This window comes from Dyella agri (assembly GCF_044904705.1).
Taxonomy (GTDB): Bacteria; Pseudomonadota; Gammaproteobacteria; order Xanthomonadales; family Rhodanobacteraceae; genus Rhodanobacter_A; species Rhodanobacter_A agri.
In genome coordinates this window covers 150,089-168,788 of sequence record NZ_JADIKL010000001.1, presented here as the reverse complement: position 1 = coordinate 168,788, position 18,700 = coordinate 150,089, and the positions used below count along the sequence as shown (strand labels likewise).

5 protein-coding genes are annotated in these 18,700 nt (G+C 69.0%); all 5 read left to right on the top strand.

Annotated features, from left to right (window positions below):
- Positions 1-226: 226 nt before the first annotated feature.
- The 5 genes from ISP14_RS00690 (at position 227) to ISP14_RS00670 (ending at position 18,693) form a co-directional block, all read left to right on the top strand.
- Complete coding sequence (locus ISP14_RS00690; RefSeq protein WP_404535139.1) at positions 227-922, top strand: hypothetical protein; 696 nt, start codon at positions 227-229, stop codon at positions 920-922.
- A 94-nt stretch (positions 923-1,016) separates the two neighbouring features.
- The gene (locus tag ISP14_RS00685) at positions 1,017-4,715 is read left to right on the top strand and encodes a protein kinase domain-containing protein (protein WP_404535137.1); all 3,699 of its coding nucleotides are present in this window, start codon (positions 1,017-1,019) and stop codon (positions 4,713-4,715) included.
- On the top strand, positions 4,712-5,053 hold the full coding sequence (locus ISP14_RS00680) for a hypothetical protein (RefSeq protein ID WP_404535135.1): 342 nt from the start codon (positions 4,712-4,714) through the stop codon (positions 5,051-5,053). The genes ISP14_RS00685 and ISP14_RS00680 overlap by 4 nt, the downstream gene beginning before the upstream one ends.
- A gap of 225 nt (positions 5,054-5,278) precedes the next feature.
- On the top strand, positions 5,279-7,336 hold the full coding sequence (locus tag ISP14_RS00675; protein ID WP_404535133.1) for a ShlB/FhaC/HecB family hemolysin secretion/activation protein: 2,058 nt from the start codon (positions 5,279-5,281) through the stop codon (positions 7,334-7,336).
- Positions 7,337-7,347: 11 nt separating this feature from the next.
- Complete coding sequence (locus tag ISP14_RS00670; RefSeq protein ID WP_404535131.1) at positions 7,348-18,693, top strand: hypothetical protein; 11,346 nt, start codon at positions 7,348-7,350, stop codon at positions 18,691-18,693.
- Positions 18,694-18,700: the final 7 nt, after the last annotated feature.

Here is an 18,700-nt window from a genome sequence, read left to right as displayed (position 1 = left end):
CCGGCCGCCGACGACGCATCGCGGATGCGCAAGGTCGTAGCGGAGTTGCTGCGGGAAGGCGAGCAGAACTACGGGCAGCAGAAGTATTCCGCGGCGATCGCCAATGCCAAGGCCGCGCTGCAGATCGCCCCCGGGGACCCGGGGGCCAGGCAACTCCTGCAACGCGCCCAGCAGGCGCAGCAGCGGGCGATGAGCAACATCACGATCAACTGAAGGAGGGGCGGTCATGCATGCTCACGAATTTCGCAGCACGGGACTCCCGGCGATGGCGATCGCCGTGACTCTGCTCGGCGGATGCGCCGACATGGGCGGCCTCGGCAAGCCGGACGCGACCGCCGCGGCCCCCGGCGCCAGCACCCAGAGCACGGCCACGCACGAATGCAATCCGGTGGTGACCGGTGCCATCGGTGCGCTCGCCGGCTCGCTGTTCGGCAACGGCAAGGGGCATCTTGCGGGCGCGGCGATCGGCGCCGGGGTCGGCGTCTTCGCGTGCATGGCCTACAACTACCACAGCCGGCGGGTGCGCGACGCGCGGGCGGTGGAGGCGCAATACCAGAGCCAGCGCGGCGCCTTGCCGGCGACCAACACCATCGATTCCTACCAGAGCGCGCTGGTTCCGGGCGGCACGGTGCAGAGCGGCGGCAAGGTGGAGATGCAGTCGCACGTGACCTTGTTGCGGGGCGCGCACGACGTGCCGCCCCAGCTGAAGGAGCAGCTGACCCTGTACTCGCCCGACGGCAAGCAGCTGGCTACCTCCACCAAGGATGTCGACGCCATCAACGGCACCGGCGAATACGAGACCAGCTTCGACTTCAACCTGCCCAAGGGCATCCAGGAAGGCCGCTACACGATGAGCTCGACGCTCTACATGGGCGGCCAGAAGGTACGCACCAACGAAGTGCCCATGCTGGTGGTCAGCTGATGCCGGCGGCCCGCGCCCGGCCCGACCAGGCTCCCGGTGCGGCGCTTCCGTCACGACTCCGTGATTCCGCGAACGACAGGAAAGATTGCTCCTCATGAGTTCCATCGCCGAACTGATTGCCGACTACCAGGCCAAGCGCCTCACGCTTCCCGGGCTGTTCGAAGCGCTGACCGCCCGGGGGGCGCTGCCGGACGAAACCTGCCGCGACGAGCAGGCCTTGCTGGAGGCGATGGCGGCCGACGGCCGGCTCGATCCGACGCTGGCGCGTGCGCTTGCCGCGAAGCTGCGCAGCCTGCAGCCGGCGGAGTCCGCGCCGCCGTCCGCGCCGCCTGCGCCGGTGGACAACGAAGTGACCAAGGTGCAGGTGTCGAACCGTAGTGCCGCGCCGCCGTCGGATGCCGAGATGACCATGGTGCAGCCGGCCTCGCGCCCGCAGGCACCCGCGGGCGAGGCGGACGCCACCGTGGTCGCGCCGGCCTCGCGGCCGCCCGCCGCCGACGCGCCGCAGGCCACCGCCGTCACCGGCACTCAGGGCACCGGCTCCAGCAGCAGCTTCAATCGTTCGAGCTGGGAAAAGGTGGCCGAAGCCGAAGGCGGCGACTTCGCCAGCGCCGGCATGTTGCTGAAGGGCCGCTTCCTGCTCGAACGCGAGATCGGCCGCGGCGGCATGGGCGTGGTCTATCTCGCCCGCGACGAGCGCAAGGTGGAGGCGCGCGATCGCGATCCGTACGTGGCGGTGAAGGTGCTGAACGACGAGTTCCGCCGGCATCCGGATTCGCTGATCGCGCTGCAACGCGAATCGCGCCGCGCGCAGCTGCTGGCGCACGACAACATCGTGCGCGTCTACGATTTCGACAAGGACCGCACCATCGTCTTCATGACGATGGAGTACATCGACGGCACCGACCTGCGCACACTGATCCGCGAGCGTGCCTACCACGGCATGCCGCTGGCCGAGGCGCGGCCGCTGATCGAAGGCATGGGTTGGGCGCTGAAGCGCGCGCACGCAGCCGGCATCGTGCACTCGGACTTCAAGCCCGGCAACGTGATGGTGACGCGCGACGGCGTGCCCAAGGTGTTCGACTTCGGCATCGCGCGCGCCGGCAAGCACCTCAACGAAGCCACCGGCGAGGAGACGGTGTTCGACGCCGGTACGCTGGGTGCGCTGACGCCGGCCTATGCCAGCCTGGAGATGATCCAGGGCAAGGAGCCCACGCCTTCCGACGATATCTACGCGCTGGGTTGCGTGACGTTCGAGCTGCTCACCGGCAAGCATCCGTTCGACAAGCAAAGCGCCGAAGTGGCGATGAAGGAAGGCCGCAAGCCGCCGCTGGTACCGGGCCTGACCCGGCGCCAGTACAAGACGCTGTGCGACAGCGTCGCGTTCCATGCCGAGCAGCGGCTGCAGAGCGCGGGTGCGCTGATCGACGGCCTGCGCGACATCGGCCTGCGCGAGCGGCTGCTGCCCAAGCTCGGCTATGGCGCGGTGGCGGCGGTGGTGATCGGCGCCGGTACCTGGGGCACGATCAGTTACCTGCACCAGCACCACATCTCCCAGGTGATCGCGCGTTTCGCGATCGGCAATCCGCATCACTACGCGAATGAAGACGATGCGGTGAAGGCGCTGGACGGCCTCGGCGAGGACGATCGCAAGCGGCTGGTGCTCGACCAGGGCGAGGCGATCCAGGACTTCCTGCTCGCGCGCATCGATGCCTACTGGAACCCGGCCAAGGGCCGCTACGGCTACCCCAGCGCCCAGCACGTGTTCGATCTGCGCGACCAGCTGAAGCTGTACTCGCCCAAGCTGGATACCCGGCGCACCGAGGTGACCCAGCAGAAGAACGATCTGCTCAACACGCTGGACACCGAGCTGTCGCAGCGCATTGCCGCCGGCGCGATCTACGAGAACCAGCCCGACAACGCGGTGGTCACGCTGGACCGCATCCGTACGATCGATCCGCACAGCGCGTTGCTGCACAACGCCGAGCTGGAACTGAAGTACGACATCGCGATCGGTCAGTCGCTGAGCGCCGACCATGCGGACGAGGCGCGTCAACGGCTGACCTTGGCCACCCGGCTGTTCCCGGATTCGACGCGGCTGAAGCAGCGCGCGGCACAGTTGGCCGCGCTGGCCGCACCGGCGCCGGCCGCGCCCGCGGCAGGCGCGCCGGTACAGAGCCTGGCGCAGGCGCGCAGCGCGCTGGCCGCGCTGGTGGCCAACCCGGCGGCGAATGCCGGCTGGCAGCAGTCGGTGGCAAGTGCGATGGCCGTGTTGCACAACGACCCGTCGCCCGAGACGCGCCGGTTGGTGGCGTCCCTGGGCGCCGCCATCGCCGGCGCCGCGGGGCAGCAGACCGATACGATGCACCTGCCGCAGGACCTGGCGCTGGTGAATTTCGGCCTGCAGTACGCGCCGCAGTCGGCACCGCTGCTCGCCCAGCGCGACAAGCTGACCAGCTTGCAGAGCCAGGCACAGGCCCAGCTCGACCAGGAGGCGGCCACCGCCGAGGTGGCCTCGCGCATCGAATCGGTGCGGCGTGCGGCGGCCGCCGACGACAGCGCCAAGGCGCTGGAATCGCTGACCCGCATCCGCAGCCTGCAGCCGGACAATCCCTTCCTCGCCAAGGAAGGCCCGCAGCTGGTGGCATCGGCCTACCAGGGCCAGGCCGACGAGCAGTTCCAGCGCGGCAAGTACCAGGCCGCAGCGAATGTACTGGCGCAAGGCGTGAAGGCCTTGGGCAATCGCAGCGACCTGCGCAATGCCCAGCAGCGTTACGAACTCGTCGCCGCGCTGCTGAAGGCCAACGGCCAGCCCTTGTCCGCTGACGACTACCAGCGCCTGCGCAGCCAGCTGGGCGCCGCTCGCAAGGCCGATGCGCAAGGCCTGGACGCGCTGGAGTCCGATCTGAAGCAGCATGGCCGCCTGTCGCAGGGCAGCCTGGCGGCGTTGCTGGACAGCTTGAAGCCGAGCGCCACCGCAGCAGCAGCCACGCCGACGCCCGCCGCACCGGCGCCATCCACGCCGTCGGCACCGTCCGCCGTCGCGCCGGGCCGCACACCCAACGAGGCGGCAGCAGCCAAGCCCGCCGCGGGCGTTGCGACCAAACCTTCGACGGCCGCCGCTGGTGCAGCCGCCCCGGCGGCGGCTGCCGCGGCGCCGGGCAACGACCCGTGCGGGCGTCCGGAACTGGTCGGCAAGGGGCGTGCCTGTGTCGACACCCTGGGTACCAGCGGGCGCGGTCCGGCCCTGGTGGTGATCCCCGGCGTCGGCGGCGGCAAGGCCTTTGCGATGTCCCGCACCGAGATCACCGTGGGTGAATTCAACCGCTACTGCCGGGCCAGCCATGCCTGCACCGGTGTGTCCGCGGGCGACCAGGACAGCAGCCAGCTGCCAGTCAGCAACATCAGCCTGGACCAGGCCAAGGCTTACGTGCAGTGGCTCAGCAGCAGCAGCAGCTACACCTACCGCCTGCCCAGCGATGCCGAATGGATGCACGCGGCGCATGCGGGCGGCGGCTGGAAACAGGCGCCGGACAGCAACTGCATCCCGCCCTCGGCCAGCGACGACAGCGGCGGCGGGCCGATTTCCGCGCTGGGCCGCGAGCCCAATCCGTGGGGGCTGGTGAACATGACCGGCAACGTCTGGGAATGGGTGACCAGCGGCGGCGGCGTGATCGTGCGCGGCGGCAGCTACAACAGCTACTGGTCCGATTGCACGGTGGACAGTCATCGGAGCGACAATGGCAGCGCGCAGAAAGATGTCGGGTTCCGGGTGCTGCGGGAGCTGAAATGAGCGAGCGGGAGCGACGGGTCAATCAGGGGCTGCGCGTCCTCGACGAGGCCCATTACAGCGGACGGATCAGCCGCGAAGAGTACCGGCTGCGGCGGCGCCAGCTGCTCGGTTCGCTGTGCGACAGCCACGGCATCACGGCGCGCAACACCTTGCGCGGCCGGAATGCCCAGCAGGGCGGGCGCGGCGCGGCCGGCGCCCATGCGCAAGCCCTGCCTGCGGAATCCCTGCCGGCCCCTTACGCCGCCCGCCACGCGGTGGCCTGGAAACAGCTGCTGGCCTTCGCGTTCGGCCTGGTGCTGTGCGCGCTGCTGCTCTACTGGCTGTTGCGGGGAAACTGACGACCGCTTGGCGGTTTGCACCGCCGGTTCGCCCGGCGTGACCGGAAAAACCGCCGCTTTGCGCATTGGGTATCAGGGACGGTCTTTTTTCGATGATCGTGGGCCCGGACGCGGCAGCTAGTCCGGCGGGCACCGTCGATCCGTCATGACCGAGCCGCGGGATGGCACGGGCGCCGTTGGCGCCCGTGTGCGTTCGTTATCGATCATGAGACTAAGGGGATTGCCGTGCGCAGGGTCTGTCTGGCAGCAGCGTTGGCGCTGGTCCTGGGAACGGGGGAGGCTTGGGCGCAGGCGGCGGGGGGGAGTCCGCCGCAGATCCTGGTCAGCGGCGTACCGGCCGCCGCCGCCGGGCCGGACACGCAGTCCGCGGTGCAGGCGGTGATCGACCGCGAATACCAGCAGACGCTGGTCGCGACCGGTCATCCCGCCGCGTTGACGGCGGTGCAACTGCAGGCACTGGCCGACCGGATCACCCTGGCCTTGCACAAGGCCGGTTACCCCGATGCGCATGCCTACCTGCCCGAGCAGGTGATGGCCTATACGGTGCATACGACGGCGGGGGCCGGCCAGGCGGCCGTCGCGGCGGCATCCGTCGTGGCGCAGGCGAAGCCGGCCGCGGCAGCCCAGGCTGTCGCGCCGGCGCCCGCGCCGCCGGTGCCTGCAGCGCCCAGCGACCGGGTGGTGCCGGCGCTCAAGGAACGCGACGTGGGCAGCGCGCAGACCCAGCAGATCGCCGTGCAGGGCTTCCATGTGGAAGGCGTGGGCGAGCACAAGGGAGCCGGCATCACCCCGGCCGCCATCCAGGCGCTGGCCGACGCGCAATTCCACAAGCTCGGCGGCGGCAGCGGGCAACCAGCGCAACTTGGCTTCGACCAGATGCAGGGCGTGGCCGACGCGATCACCGCGCGCTATCGCAAGGCCGGCTTCATCGTGGCCACCGCCTTCCTGCCGGCGCAGACAGTGGGCGACGACCGCATCGTGCATATCCAGGTGCTGGAAGGAAAGATCGGCCGGATCATCGTCAAGGGGACCAAGCGCTACTACCCCGGCGTGATCGCGGCGCCGGCCGAGAAGCTGCGCGGCAAGGCGCTGCAGAAGAGCGATGTGGACACGGCGCTGTTGTACGACCGCGACCTGCCGGGCGTATCGGTGACCTCCACCTTCCAGCCCGGCGTGCAGACCGGCGACACCGACCTGATCATGGTGGCGCGCGAGGCACCGCGGCCGTACACCATCACCGTGGGCGCGAATAACTACGGCACTGCGCTCACCGGCCGCTATCGCGCGGAGGCGGGCATCACCTGGAACAGCCCGCTGGGCATCGGCGACAGCCTTGCCGCCAACGTCAATTACGCGCTGGATCCCAGCCAGAACGTCTACGGTTCGCTGGTGTATCGCGCGCCGACCGTGGTGGTGCCCGGCCTCAGCGCGGTGGTGGGCGGCACCCGCAGCGAGCTGCAGATCAACTCCGGCCAGTTCGCCCAGCTCAAGGTGAAGGGACCCAGCTCCTCGTATTTCGGCGGTGCCGACTGGAAGTTCGTCAACGACGACGACCTGACGATGCTCGGTTCGCTGCACCTCATCCGCGAAGAGTCGAAGCTGGATCTGGGCGGCTTCGGTTTCCCACTGTCGGACGAGCGCTTCAACGTGGCCGAGCTGGGCTTCGGCGTGGAGCACACCGACAAGCGCTTCAACGGCGTGGATCTGTTGCAGGTAGCCGTGCGCAAGTCGATCAAGGACGATTCGAAGCAGCCCGACCTGGTCAGCCCGGACCATGCCAGCAATTTCGTATCCACGCGGATCTCGTACACCCGCCTGCAGTTCCTTACCCGCACCCAGCGGCTGTACTTCAAGTTCAACGGGCAGTACAGCAACGACGTGCTGGCGCCGCTGGAGCAGTTCGCGATCGGCGGACCCGACAGCGTGCGCGCCTATCCGATCGCCGACGCGCTGAGCTCCCGCGGCTACTACACCTCGCTGGAGTACCACGTCGACGCACCGGGCTTCAGCAACAAGGCGTCGCCGTTCCGCGGCCGGCCGTGGCGCGAGCTGCTGGAACTGGAAACCTTCCTCGACTACGCGCGCGGTTTCCCGGTGGCCGAGGAACGCGCCAGCGGCCTGAAGTCGGTGACCTACAGCGGCGTGGGCGCGGGCTTCATCTTCCGCCTGCCGTTCTGGCACCACCTCGAATTCCATCTCGACGGCGCCGTGCCGCTGGGCGGCCAGAAGGCTTCCGACGACCACGGCTACCACGTGTACGGGCGCTTCGGCCTCACGTTCTGACGGATACGATCATGAACAAGATCACGGGCAACACCCTTCGGGTTTCCGGTGCGCAGTCGGACGCGGGGGCGCGGTCGTCGCTGGAACGGTTGCATCGGCGGCGGCTGGTGCTCAGCCTGTCGCTGGCGCTCGGCTCGCTGTCGTTCTGCGGCGGTGCGCTGGCCGCGTCCGGCAACGTGGCGCCCGGCACCACGCCGGTCGGCGGCGTCGTGGTCGGCGGCTCGGGCTCGATCGCGCAGAACGGGCTCAACACCGTGGTCAACCAGAATTCCGCGCTGCTGGCGCTGAACTGGCAGAGCTTCAACGTGGGCAAGGACGCCTCGGTGCTGTTCAACCAGCCCTCGTTCAACGCGGTGGCGCTCAACCGCATCCTCGACCAGAGCCCCAGCCAGATCTTCGGCCACATCAATTCCAATGGCCAGGTGTTCCTGATCAACACCCACGGCATCATCTTCGGCCGCAGCGCGCAGCTGAACGTCGGTGGCCTGGTGGCAAGCACGCTGGACCTCACGCCCACCGATTTCCTGTCGAACCATTTCAACCTCGACGCGCACGGCGGCAGCGCCGGCGTCGTCAACCACGGCACCATCCAGGCCGCCAGCGGCGGTTCGGTGAGCCTGGTCGGCGGTCAGGTGCAGAACGACGGCTTGATCGTGGCCAACTATGGCCGCATCAACCTCGACGGCGCCGACAAGGCCGTGCTGGATTTCGACGGCAATGGCCTGATCAGCGTGCAGGTCACCGGCGCGCTGCAACAGCGCCTGAGTAACGACGAAGCCGCGGTGACGAACAACGGCAGCCTGCAGGCCGACAGCGGCACCGTGGTGCTGCAGGCCTCGGCCGCGAAGGACTTGTTCACCAACCTGGTCAACAACGCCGGCGTGATCGACGCGCACGGCATCAGCACCGACGGCGGCGTGGTGCGGCTGGTCGGCAACGGCGGCAACACCGTCGACAGCGGCAATATCGACGTCTCGGGCCAGCATGGCGGCAGCGTGCAGCTGCTATCCGACCAGAACGTCGGTGTGATGGGCGGCAGCATCGATGCCTCGGGTGCGCAGGGCGGCGGCAGCATCCGCGTGGGCGGCGGCTGGCAGGGCGGCGAAGGGCTGCAGACGGCAGCGGCTACCTATATCGCGCCGAACGCCACGCTCAAGGCGGACGCCACGCAATCCGGCGACGGCGGTTCGGTGGTGGTGTGGGGCAACAACGTCAACAACTTCTACGGCAGCATCAGCGCGCGCGGCGGCGCGAATGGCGGCAACGGCGGCCAGGTCGAAACCTCCTCGCACTACGGCCTGAATGCCCAAGGCCAGGTCAATGCGTCGGCGGCGCACGGCAAGGCAGGTCTCTGGCTGCTGGACCCTTACGACGTCAACATCGTCACGGGTGGCAGCGGAACGCTCAGCAGCAACATTTTCTCCGCGGCGTCGAACAATTCGACGATCGACCCGAGCGTCATCGATGCGGCGCTGACCGGAGGCAGCAATGTCTCGATCTTCACCGGCACCGGCGGCGGCCAGAAAGGCGACATCACCGTCAGTAACGCCATTGTCGCCCAGGGCGGGGGAACGCTCTCCCTGCAGGCGGCGGGCAGCATTTTTCTGAATGCCGGCATTTCTAGCGACGGCACGGACAAGCTCAACGTCAACCTATGGGCGAACTACGGCGGTGCGGCTGGTGGGACGTCCTATGTCAGCAACGCGTCGTGCGCCTCGAGCACCAACTGCGTGGTGGGTATCGGCAACGCCGCCAATGCCAGCATCACGACCAGCGGCGGCACTCTCGACATAGAAACCGGTACGGGCGGCGGTGCGCTCAACATCGGCAACGGCAGCAAAGTCGGCAGCATCAATACCGGTAGCGGCGCCCTGACGGTGAATGCCGCCGGGATCACGGAAGCTGCCGCCGCCGGCAACACCATCACGACGGGCGCAGCGACCCTCAATGCAGGCGCGAACGCGATCAGCCTGGGCAACAACAACAACTTCAGCGGCGCGGTGACGATCGGCAACAGCGGCGCGAACAACGTGACGCTGAGCAATGGCAGCCATGCGTTGACGCTGGGCAACGTGGCGGTGGGCAGTGGCACGCTGAGCCTGAGCGGCGTGGGCATTTCGCAGGCCGCCAGCACATCGGTCACGCAGGCGGTGAGCGCGGGTGCGGTGACGCTGGCTGGCGGCGCGGGTGCCATCGGCCTGGGCAATGGCAACGACTTCACCGGCACGGTGGCGATCAGCAACAGCGGCGCGAACAACGTGACGTTGAGCAACGGCAGCAACGCGTTGACGCTGGGCAACGTGGCCGTGGGCAGCGGCACGCTGAGCCTGAGCGGCGCCGGCATCTCGCAGGCGGCCAGTACGTCGATCACGCAGGCGGCGGGCGCGGGTGCGGTGACGCTGGGCGGCGGCGCAGGCGCCGTCAACCTGGGCAACAGCAACAACTTCACGGGTGCGGTGGCGATCAGCAACAGCGGCGCGAACAACGTGACGCTGAGCAACGGCGGCAACGCATTGACGCTAGGCAATGTGGCCGTGGGCAGCGGCGCGCTGAGCCTGAGTGGCGCGGGGATTTCGCAGGCCGCCAGCACGTCGATCACGCAGGCGGCGGGCGCGGGTGCGGCGACGCTGAGCGGCGGCGTGGGCGCCATCAACCTGAGCAACAGCAACGATTTCACCGGCACGGTGGCGATTAGCAACAGCGGCGCGAACAACGTGACGCTGAGCAACGGCGGCAACGCGTTGACGCTGGGCAACGTGGCGGTGGGCAGTGGCACGCTGAGCTTGAGCGGTGTGGGGATTTCGCAGGCCGCCAGCACGTCGATCACGCAGGCGGCGGGCGCGGGTGCGGTGACGCTGAGCGGCGGCGCGGGCAGCATCAACCTGGGCAACAGCAACGGCTTCACCGGCACAGTGGCGGTCAGCAACAGCGGCGCGAACGACGTGACGCTGAGCAATGGAAGCAATGCGTTGACGCTGGGCAATGTCGCGGTGGGCAGCGGCGCGCTGAGCCTGAGCGGCGCGGGCATGTCGCAGGCCGCCGGCACGTCGATCACACAGGCAGCGGGCGCGGGTGCGGTAACGCTCAGTGGTGGTGCGGGCATCATCAACCTGGGCAACAACAACGACTTCACCGGCACGGTGGCGATCGGCAACAGCGGCGCGAACAACGTGACGCTGAGCAATGGCGCCAACGCGTTGACGCTGGGCAATGTGGCAGTGGGCAGCGGCACGCTGAACCTGAGCGGCGCGGGCATGTCGCAGGCCGCCAGCACATCGGTCACGCAGGCGGCGGGCGCCGGCGCGGTGACGCTGAGTGGTGGCACCGGCGCGATCACGCTGGGCAATACCGGCAACGACCTGGTCGGTGCGGTCGATATCGTCAGCAGCGGCGCGAACAACGTGACGCTGAACAACGGCAGCAATGCGTTGACGCTGGGCAATGTGCTGACCGGCGGTGGCCTGGTCCTGACCTATGGCGGCGCACTCACGCTGACCGGCAACGTGACGACGGGCAGCGCGCTGGCCTTCACCACGCCGGTGCTGCTCGGCAACAGCATCCTCATCAACACGGGCGGCCAGTCGCTCACCTTCGGCGGCACGCTGGACAGCGTGCCCGGCTTGAGCAATTACGGACTGACCGTCGCCAACAGCAGCCTGGCCACGTTTCAGGGCGCCGTCGGCGGAAACAATGCGCTGAGTTCCCTCAGCGTGGGCGGCCCGGCGACGCTCAATGGCGCGGCCGTCACCACCACCGGTTCGCAGTCCTATACCGGCACGCTGACGCTAGGCGCCAATACGGCGCTGGCCGCCACTACCGTCAACCTGGGAGCCGTCGTCGGCGGTGGCTATTCCCTCGGCATCGCCGGCGGCGCCAGCCTGGGCAGCGGCAGCGCGCTCAGCGGGTTGACCAGTTTTTCCGTCAGTGGTGCGACCACGTTCGGCGCCGGCAGCTCGGTCTCGACGTCGAGTGGACAGACTTACTCGGGCGCGGTGACCCTGGCCGGCAATACCACGTTGACCGATACCGGCGCAGGCGTGGGTTTCAGTTCCACCGTCGACGGCGGCTACGGCCTGACCGTCACCGGAAATGCCAGCTTCGCCGGCAACGTCGGGACGGGCACCTCGCTGGGCTCACTCAGCGTCAGCGGCAGCACCAGTCTCGGCGGCGATGTCACCACCACGGGGGCGCAGACGTACAGCGGCGCGCTGACCCTGACAAATACCGCGACCGTGGCCAGCACGGGCGGTGGCGCGATCTCGTTCGGGTCCACTATCGGCTCCAGCACCAACGGCGGCTACGGCCTGACCGTCAGCAGCGGCGGCAACATCGGCTTCGGTGGCGCCGTGGGTGGCGGGACGGCCGCGCTCGCCTCGTTGCTGGTCGAGGGCGGCGGCACCACGACGCTGACGGGCAACGTCACCACGGCGGGAAGTCAGACCTACGACAACGCCTTGTTGCTGGCGGGCAGCGTCACGGCGAGCGCCGGCAGCAGCGCGATCACGTTCGGGTCCACGGTGGATGGTCCGTACGCGCTCGTCGCCAGCACCACGGGCACGACCAGCTTCGACGGGGCCGTGGGCAGCACGGGTGCCGGGCTGGCGAGCCTGGCCGTCAACAGCGGCCCGACGGTGCTGGGCGGCAACGTCACGACGTCAGGGGCACAGTCTTACACGGGCGCGGTGACGCTGGCCGGCAATACCACCTTGACCACTGGCGCCGCCGGCTCGGTGACGTTCGGCTCCAGCGTCGACGGGGCATACGCGCTGGGTGTGAATACCGGTGGCCTGCTCACGTTCACGGGAGCTGTCGGCTCGAACACTGCGCCGACGGCGCTGACGACCACCAGCGGCACGTTGAGCGTGCTGGGCAGCATGGCGGTTGGCCTGGGCGGTCTTTCGATGACCACCACGGCTGGCGACATCACCGTCGCCGGGCCCGTCACGGTAATGGGGAACAGCAGCTTTACCGCCGGCACCAACAGCACCGTCTCCAGCGATTACGCGATCAACCTCACCAACACCGGCAACGTGTTCTCCAAGCCGGTGTCGCTGCAAGGCAACGGCGTGGTCGTCGACACCTCGAGCCCCTTGGCGCTTGGCGCGCTCAACACCGGCGCGCTCACCGTCAGCGCGTCCGGCAACCTGGACCTCGGCAGTGGTTCGGTGGCCGGTGCGCTGCAGGCCAGCAGCAATGGCGGCAACATCACCCAGGCTGGTGCGTTGACCGTCGGCGGCACGACTTCGCTCAATGCTGGGGCCGGATCCGTCACGCTCGGCAGCAGCAACAACTTTGGGAGTGCGGTCTCGGCGACCGGCACCGGTATCACTCTGGTCGGCAGCAACAGCAGCACCTTGCAGCTGGGCACGATCACCGACAACGGGAACGGCAACGTCGACCTCAGCGCCGGTACGCTGCAACTGACGGCGATCAACACCGGCACCGGCGGACTCACGCTTGCCGCCACCAACGGCAGCCTGACGACCAACGGCGCACTCAGTGGCGGCGCCGTCTCGTTGAGCGGTAGCAGCGGCGTCGTACTCAACGACAACGTCACCGCAGGCAACGGCCTCACGCTCGGCAGTTCGGGCGGCAGCATCGTGCAGACGGCCGGTGTCCTTGCGGCAGCCACGCTGACTGGCAACTCGGCGGGAAGCACGACGCTGAACGGCCTGAACGCGATCTCGAACCTGGGCAACTTCACCGCGAGCGGCTTCAGCCTGACGAATGCGCAGGCGCTGACGGTGGCCGCGGGCGCCACGGTGGACGGCGGCGCGGCCGGCACGACGTTGACGACGACAGGTGCGGGCAACGCCGTGACGATCAACGGCACGCTGGGCAACACCGGCGGCAACACCACGCTGGTCTCGACTGGCGCGATCAACGAAGGCGCGAACGGCGTGGTCAAGGCGGCCACGTTGGGCGGCAGCGCCACCGGCGATATCACGCTGGGCGGCGCGAACCAGGTCGGCACGCTGGGTAGTTTCAGCGCGCAGGACATCACCCTGGTCGATGCACAGGCATTGACCGTGAACGGTCCGCTGACGACCACGGGCGGCACCGGCAATATCAATCTGAGCACCACGGGCAGCGGCAACGTGCTGAGCGTGAACACGGCGCTGAGCGGCGGGACCATCACTTTGGGTTCGGCGGGCGCGCTGACCGTGGACAACAGCATCAGCGGCAGTGCGGTGAACCTGGGTGCCGCGGGCAACCTGGCGATCAACGCGGCGGTGAGCAGCGGCGCGGGCACGACCACGCTGACGCAGACCGGCACCGGCGCGATCACGGAGGGCGCCGGTGGCGCGATTACGGCGGGCACGCTGACGGGCAGCTCGACGGGCAGCACGGCGCTCGATGGCGCTAACGCGATCACGAATCTGGGCAACTTCACCGCGAGCGGCTTCAGCCTGACGAACGCTCAGGCGCTGACGGTGGCGGCAGGTGCCGCGGTGGACGGCGGTGCAGCGGGCACGACGCTGACGACGACGGGCGCGGGCAACGCGCTGACGATCAACGGCACGCTGGGCAACACCGGCGGCAACACCGTGCTGGTGTCGACCGGCGCGATCAGCGAAGGCGGCAGCGGCGTGGTCGAGGCGGCCACGTTGAGCGGCAACGCTGCCGGCGCGACCGCCTTGAACGGCGCTAACGCCATCACAAACCTGGGCAACTTCACTGCGAACGGTTTCAGCCTGACTAACGCGCAGGCGCTGACGGTGGCCGCGGGCGCGACGGTGGACGGCGGCGCGGCGGGCACGACGCTGACGACGACGGGCGCGGGCAGCGCCGTGACGATCAACGGCACGCTGGGTAATACCGGCGGCAACACCGCATTGGTGTCGGCCGGCGCGATCAACGAAGGCGCTGGCGGCGTGGTGAGGGCAGCCACGTTGAGTGGCAGCGCCACCGGCGATGCCACGCTGGGCGGTGCGAACCAGGTCGGGACGCTGGGCAGCTTTAGCGCCAAGGACATCACCCTTGTCGATGCGCAGGCGCTGACAGTGGCTGGCCCGCTGACGACCACGGGCGGTACCGGCAACATCAACCTGAGCACGACAGGCAGCGGCAACGTGCTGACCGTGAACACCGCGTTGAGCGGGGGTGCGATCACGCTCGCTTCGGCGGGTGCGCTGACTGTGGGTAACAGCGTCAGTGGCACCGCGGTGGATCTGGATGCTGCGGGCAACCTGGCGATCAACGCGGCGGTGAGCAGCGGTACGGGCACGACCACGCTGACGCAGACCGGCAGCGGCACCATCACGGAAGGGGCGAGCGGCACGATCACGGCGGGCACGTTGACCGGTAGTTCGACGGGCGCAACCGCCTTGAACGGCGCGAATGCCATCGCGAACCTGGGCAACTTCGCCGCGAGCGGTTTCAGCCTGACCAATGCGCAGGCGCTGACGGTGGCGGCAGGTGCCACGGTGAACGGCGGTGCGGCGGGCACGACGCTGACGACGACCGGTGCGGGCAACGCCGTGACGATCAACGGCACGCTGGGCAACACCGGTGGCAACACCGCGCTGATATCGGCTGGCGCGATCAACGAAGGCGCCGGCGGCGTGGTCAAGGCAGCCATGCTGACAGGCAGTGCGGCGGGCGCGACCGCCTTGAACGGTGCGAACGTCATCACCAGCCTGGGCAACTTCACCGCGAGCGGTTTCAGCCTGACGAATGCGCAGGCGCTGACGGTGGCGGCAGGTGCCACGGTGAACGGCGGTGCGGCGGGCACGACGCTGACGACGACCGGCGCGGGCAACGCCGTGACGATCAACGGCACGCTGGGCAACACCGGCGGCAACACCGCGCTGGTCTCGGCTGGCGCGATCAACGAAGGCGCTGGCGGCGTGGTCAAGGCAGCCACGCTGACGGGCAGTGCGGCAGGCGCGACCGCCTTGAACGGCGCGAACGCGATCACGAATCTGGGCAACTTCACCGCGAGCGGTTTCAGCCTGACGAATGCGCAGGCCCTGACGGTGGCGGCAGGCGCCACGGTGAACGGCGGTACGGCCGGCACGACGCTGACGACGACGGGCGTGGGCAACGCGCTGACGATCAACGGCACGCTGGGTAATACCGGCGGCAACACCGCACTGGTCTCGGCCGGCGCGATCAACGAAGGCGCTGGCGGCGTGGTCAAGGCAGCCACGCTGACGGGCAGTGCGGCGGGTGCGACCGTCTTGAACGGCGCGAACGCGATCACGAGCCTGGGCAACTTCAGTGCGAACGGTTTCAGCCTGACGAATGCGCAGGCGCTGACGGTGGCCGCGGGCGCCACAGTGAGTGGCGGTGCAGCGGGCACGACGCTGACGACGACGGGCGCGGGCAACGCCGTGACGATCAACGGCACGCTGGGCAACACCAGCGGCAACACCGCGCTGGTCTCGGCCGGCGCGATCAACGAGGGTGCGAACGGTGTGGTGAGGGCTGCCATGCTGACCGGCAGCGCGACCGGCGATGCCACGCTGGGCGGTGCGAACCAGGTCGGTACGCTGGGCAGCTTCAGCGCCAAGGACATCGCCCTCGTCGATGCGCAGGCGCTGACAGTGGCCGGCCCGCTGACGACCACGGGCGGCACCGGCAACATCAACCTGAGCACGACGGGCAGCGGCAACGTGCTGAGCGTGAACACGGCGCTGAGCGGCGGGATCATCACCTTGGGTTCGGCCGGCGGTCTGACGGTGGGCAACAGCATCACCGGCAGTGCGGTGAACCTGGGGGCCGGCGGCAACCTGGCGATCAACGCGGCGGTGAACAGCGGCGCAGGCACGACCACGCTGACGCAGACCGGTAGCGGCACCATCACGGAAGGGGCGAGCGGCACGATCACGGCGGGCACGTTGACCGGCAGTTCGACGGGCGCGACCGCCTTGAACGGTGCGAACGCCATTACCAACCTGGGCAACTTCAGCGCGAACGGTTTCAGCCTGACCAATGCGCAGGCGCTGACGGTCGCCGGCACGGTAGGTGGCGGCACCGGAATGGCCGCCATCCGCACCACGGCAGGCGCGCTGACGGTGGACCGCGCGGTGAGCGGCGGTGCCGTGACGCTGGGCAGCGCCGGCGGACTGGCAATCAACGCGGGCGTGAACAGCGGCAGCGGCACGACCACGCTGACATCCGGCAGCACGATCAGCGAAGGCAGCGGCGGCACGATCACCGCCGGCACGCTGGCGGGCAGTTCGGCAGGCGCGACGACGTTGAACGGTGCGAATGCGATCGCGAATCTGGGCAACTTCACCGCCAACGGTTTCAGCCTGAGCAACGCACAGGCATTGACGGTGACGGGTGCGGTGAACAGCGGCAGCGGCGTGGCGAATCTCGCCACCACGGCGGGCGCGCTGACCGTCAACGGCAGCGTCGCGGGCGGCACGGTGAACCTTGGCGGCAGCGGCGGCCTTGCGATCAACGGCGGCGTGAACAGCGGCAGCGGCACGACCACGCTCACTTCCGCGGGCGCCATCGACGAGGGCAGCAGCGGCGTGATCGCCGCCGGCACCTTGACCGGCAGTTCCGCAGCCGCGACCGCGTTGAATGGTGCGAACCAGGTCGGCACGCTGGGGACCTTCAGTGCGGGCGGCTTCAGCCTGACCAATGCGCAGGCGCTGACGGTGGCCGGCACGATCAACGGCGGCAGCGGCGCCACCAGCATCGGCACGACCGCGGGCGCATTGACGCTGTACGGCAGCGTCGTCGGCGGCTCGGTCGCGCTGGATGGGCAGGGCGGTCTCGGCATCAACGGCAGCGTGAACAGCGGCACCGGCAATACCGCGCTCAGCTCCGGCGGCACCATCGTCGAAGGCGGCAGCGGTGCCATCACGGCTGGCTCGCTTACCGGCAGCTCCAGTGGCGCGACCATGCTTGGCGGCGCCAACGTGATCGCGAACCTGGGCAACTTCACCGCGAACGGTTTCAGCCTGACCAATGCGCAGGCGCTGACCGCGACGGGTACGGTGAACGGCGGCAGCGGTGCGACCAACCTCGCCACCTCGGTGGGGGCATTGACCGTCAACGGCAGCGTCGCGGGTGGCGCGGTGGGCCTTACCGGCAGCGGCGGCCTCGCGATCAACGGCGGCGTGAACAGCGGCAGCGGCACGACCACGCTGAGTTCGGGCGGCGCGATCAACGAAGGCGGCAGCGGCGTCATCACCGCCGGCACCTTGATCGGCAATGCTTCGGGCGCCGCCGCGTTGAACGGTGCGAACCAGATCAGCAGCCTGGGCGGTTTCAGCGCGAACGGCTTCAGCCTGACCAATGCGCAGGCACTGACCGTGGCCGGCGCAGTGAACGGCGGCAATGGTGCGGCGAGCCTCGCCACCACGACGGGCGCGCTGACGATCAACGGCAATGTCGCCGGCGCCAGCGTGGCCCTCAGTGGCGGCAGCAGCCTCGCGATCAATGCGAACGTGAACAGCGGTGGCGGCACGACCACGCTGGCCTCGGGCGGCGCGATCAGCGAGGGCAGCAACGGCACCGTCACGGCTGGCGTGCTGACCGGTCATTCGGCAGGCAGCACCACGCTGGATCCCGCGAACATGGTCGCCACGCTAGGCGACTTCACGGCGAACGGTTTCACCCTGCTGAATGGCCAGGCGCTGACCGTCGCCGGCAACGTCAATGGCGGCAGCGGCATCACGCTGCAGACCACCAGCGGCGGCCTGACGATCGACGGTGCGCTGTCCGCCAGCCTGGTCACGCTGCAGTCCGCGAGTGCCATCGACGGTGGCGCGAACGGTGCGATCACGGCAGCCACGCTGACCGGCAGCGCGGGCGGTCCCACCATGCTGGGTTCGGCCACGCAGTTCATGGGCAACCACGTCGGAACGCTGGGCGGGTTCTCCTCGCCGGCCGGCTTCAGCTTCACCAATGCGCAGACGTTGACGCTGGCTTCGGTGGGCGGCAGCGCATACACGGTGAATGCCGGCACGTCGGCACTCTACCTTGGCGTGACCAATGGCGACCTGCTGCAGCAAGGCACTACCTGGCTCTACGACGGCACGGGCACCTGGTCGTCGACGGGCCGCATGGGCACGCCGGGCGCACCGATCTATGTCACCGGCGTGGGTAACCAGCTGGTGTCGGAGGTGGGCATGCCGCCGGCGTACTTCTACGCGGTGGACGCGCAGGGCAACCTGCTGCCGGTGGTCGGCGCGCCCAGCGTCAACGTGCCGACCTCGGCGCTGACCAGCCGCGCGCAGAACGGCAACCACGGCGACGCCTACATCGATCCCAGCGTGGTCAACGCGAACTACCGTTCGTTCGGCATCGTGCCGTCCGGCATTCTGCTGCCGGCCGACCAGCAGGCCTGCCAGCCCGGCCAGCCGGCCTCGGCGGACTGTCCGGACAATGACTGAGCCGCGG

What these genes read in the sequence shown, in the direction of transcription:
- ISP14_RS00670 (WP_404535131.1), top strand. Translation starts at nt 7,348, where the DNA reads ATGAACAAGATCACGGGCAACACCCTTCGGGTTTCCGGTGCGCAGTCG.
- ISP14_RS00685 (WP_404535137.1), top strand. Translation starts at nt 1,017, where the DNA reads ATGAGTTCCATCGCCGAACTGATTGCCGACTACCAGGCCAAGCGCCTC.
- ISP14_RS00680 (WP_404535135.1), top strand. Translation starts at nt 4,712, where the DNA reads ATGAGCGAGCGGGAGCGACGGGTCAATCAGGGGCTGCGCGTCCTCGAC.
- ISP14_RS00690 (WP_404535139.1), top strand. Translation starts at nt 227, where the DNA reads ATGCATGCTCACGAATTTCGCAGCACGGGACTCCCGGCGATGGCGATC.